At 31.2% G+C, this 3,376-nt stretch carries 3 protein-coding genes; all 3 read left to right on the top strand.

The annotated features are described in order from the left end of the window. On the top strand, nt 1-1,448 hold a 1,448-nt coding region (locus tag Q3907_RS10600), incomplete at its 5' end, for a GGDEF domain-containing phosphodiesterase (RefSeq protein ID WP_301898247.1). 60 nt (nt 1,449-1,508) lie between these two features. Then, entirely contained in the window at nt 1,509-2,372 is an 864-nt protein-coding gene (locus Q3907_RS10595; RefSeq protein ID WP_301898246.1) for a transglutaminase domain-containing protein, read from the top strand. Between the two features lie 11 nt (nt 2,373-2,383). Further along, a partial coding sequence (locus tag Q3907_RS10590) for a type II secretion system F family protein (protein ID WP_301898245.1) occupies nt 2,384-3,376 on the top strand: 993 nt, incomplete at its 3' end.

The raw sequence follows: 3,376 nt of genomic DNA, 5'->3' as shown, positions 1-3,376 counted from the left end.
GGATTCAAGGTTGGTATTTATGTTATGTAAATTCAGCTAAATCATTAAATTATCCTTTATATGTGATGTCGCGTACTACAAATTATGTTTTGATGTTATTTGTGATTGTAGTCATTCTTTTATTGTGGATCGCATATAGAATGATGGTAAGAAACGATGATGAAATGGAAAAGTTAGCTTATACGGACCATTTAACAGGTGCAGTCTCTTTCAATCGATTTACACAACTTGTAAGTATGTATGCCCATAAAAATAATGATTATTCACTGGTATCTTTAAATATGCGTCGATTTAAATTTATGAATGAAATTTTAGGAAGAGATAAGTCGGATGAATTTTTGTGTCGCATTGTAACTTGTATAAAGCCAATGCTTAAAAAGAATGAAATTATTTGTCGAGATAGTGCCGATGTTTTCTACATGTTATTGATGGATACGGCTGAAAATAAGGTTTCAAATCGTATTCATGCGATATTTAATAGTATTCGTCAAAATACAAAAGATTTTTGTTATGAATATGAATTTTGTTGTGGTGTTATTTGTAATGGTGCAAGACAAGAAAAATATTCATTTGAACAAATGCTTACAAATGTTATGTTTGCCTTAGCTCAGTCGAAGGAAATGGCTTCTGAAAATATTTGTTTTTTTGATGAAGAAGTGCATAAGAAAAAAGAGTTTGAAAATTTTGTTGAATCTAATATGCAACAAGCTTTGGATTCAAATTGTTTCGAAATGGTATTGCAGCCTAAGGTTGATTTAGATTCGAATTTAGTTGTTTCTGCCGAAGCTTTGGTTCGATGGAAATTAGAGGATGGAACCTATCTTCCTCCATCAAGTTTTGTAGGGATTTTTGAAAAGAATCTGTTTTGTTCAAAACTAGACTTTTACATGTTAAGAAAAGCCATTCAACAAATACGTAAATGGATTGATATGGGAATTCAACCAGTCAATATTTCAGTGAATCAATCAAAAATTGTTTTTTATCATGAAAATTATATTTCAGAATTAAAGTCCTTGTTAAAGGAGTACGATGTATCGGCTTCCTATATCACTTTAGAGGTCTTAGAGAGTACAGTTATTGAAGATTTTAAATTGTTTAATCAAATTCTTTTGGAAGTGAAAAAATTAGGCTTTTCTGTATCTCTAGATGATTTTGGTAGTGGATACTCATCTTTAAATGTCCTATCGAAACTTACTATTGATGAATTAAAAATTGATCGTATTTTCTTGCATATAGATTCGGACTTAGAAAACAAAAAAACAAAATGGATTTTAGAAGGAATTATCAACATTGCGAAAAAATCAAATATACGTGTTGTCGTTGAAGGTGTTGAATCAAGCAGGGATGATGAATTTATAAGATGTCTAGGTGCCAATGTGGGACAAGGATATTATTATAGTCGTCCTTTGTCGATTGATGCATTTAATGATTTGATTCATAAGAAATAGGTGTATTATAAGTGTAGTATGAGAAAGTATAGGATAATAAAAAATGTAGTTTATATCTTGATGGCATTTTGCCTTCTATGTGGATGTCAAGATTCTACAAAATACCCCACAAAATGTGAAGAAAGCCCTTCGCAAACGGAAGCTGAAGTTTTATGGCCTAGCCAGGAAGAACTGAGTGTTTTGAGTGATGGTAGTCTAGCTGAAGTGGATCTAACACACGCAAATGATGGATATATTTGTGCTAGGTTACTTCAAGAAACTTCGGGAATCAAACTACAGATTTCAAAGGATGACAAAAAATATAATTATGATTTAAAGACGACTGATTTTACAACGTTCCCTGTAAATATGGAGAATGGAAGTTATACAATTAAAATATTGCAGCAAATAGAAGGAACAAGATACGCAATATGTGCTTCTAGTACGATAGATGTTCATTTGTCAAACAATCTTGTTCCATATTTGTATCCAAACCAAATAGTTGATTATACTGTAAATTCATATGTGTATAAAAAGTCTTTTGAACTTGTAAAAAATGATCATGATAATCTAACTCGTATAGCACATTTATTTAAATACGTAGTGGATACATTGGATTATGATGATCAAAAGGCGAAAGATGTAAGTGAAACGTTTGTTTTACCAGATATTGATGGTTCTTTACAGAGTGGAAAAGGAATTTGTTTTGACTATGCGGCAAGTTTAGCTGCTTTATGCAGGATTCAGGGGATTCCTGCTAAAGTAATTGTTGGATGGACAGATATAGAATATCATGCTTGGGTTGAAATCTATTTAAAAGATAAAGGATGGATCAATCCAAAAATTTATTTTGATAAGGAAAAGTGGAATCTTGTAGATCCAACATTTTCGGATTCAAAAAATTCGGACTATGAAGGAAAATATGATGAAGTGTATCACTATTAGGAGGCGTACGTATGTTATCGAATAAAGAAAAATTTATTTTTACTAGTGAATTGGCTTTAGCTATATCGAATGGACTACAAATTGAAGAAGGATTAAAAATGTTAACTGGATTTGATGCAAATATCAGTCGATGTGCCAAAAAATTGATTGATATAATGCAGGATGGGACTTCTTTTGTGGATGCACTAAAACAGTCGAATGATTTTGATGAGTATATGATTCAAATGGTTGTTGTAGGGCAAAGTATCGGGAATCTAGATGTGGTTCTTAAAGAATTAAGTATATATTATGAAAGACAAAAAAAGTTAAATTATCAAATTCAAGATGCAATCACATATCCTTTTGTATTGATATTAATGATGTTTGTGATTGTGGCGGCATTGATATTTAAAGTGTTTCCTATCTTTGAAAATATTTTAAGACAAATGTCGATGTCATTATCACTAATGAATACAGCTCGAATTCTAAGCTATATTGGTTTTTTTATTTTATTGACTATTCTTGTTTGTGGCATTATTTTATATGTTTTATATAAAAAGAGTCCGAATAAGGCTTGGATTACAAAATTACCTTTCTTTTCAAAATTGAGCTATCAAACTGAAATGACAAAATTTACATATATTCTTTCCTTGTTTGTGTCGAGTGGATATTCTTTGATTGATGCGGTAGAAGTTATCTTACAATCGATTGATTATCCTCTTTTAAAAGATAAAGTTGTTCATGTGAAAGAACGTATGTTAGAAGGTGAGAGTCTTTCAAAGGCCCTAGTAAATGAGGGGGTATATGATCAAGGTTATGGCGCTTTATTGATGGCAGCAGATGAAAGTGGATATCAGGATGAAGTGCTAAAGACGTTATCTAAACACTATAAAGATGATCTAGAGAGAATGCTTTCAAGTTTTTTAAATCGTTTAGAACCAACTATGATTGCGAGTCTATCATTATTGGTAGGATTTGTTTTGATTTCAATTATGCTTCCTTTGATGAATGTATTACAGACATTG

The organism is uncultured Holdemanella sp., from assembly GCF_958348295.1.
Lineage (GTDB): Bacteria > Bacillota_I > Bacilli_A > Erysipelotrichales > Erysipelotrichaceae > Holdemanella.
The sequence above is the reverse complement of the archived record's forward strand: the minus strand, read 5'-3'. Positions and strand labels throughout refer to the sequence as shown.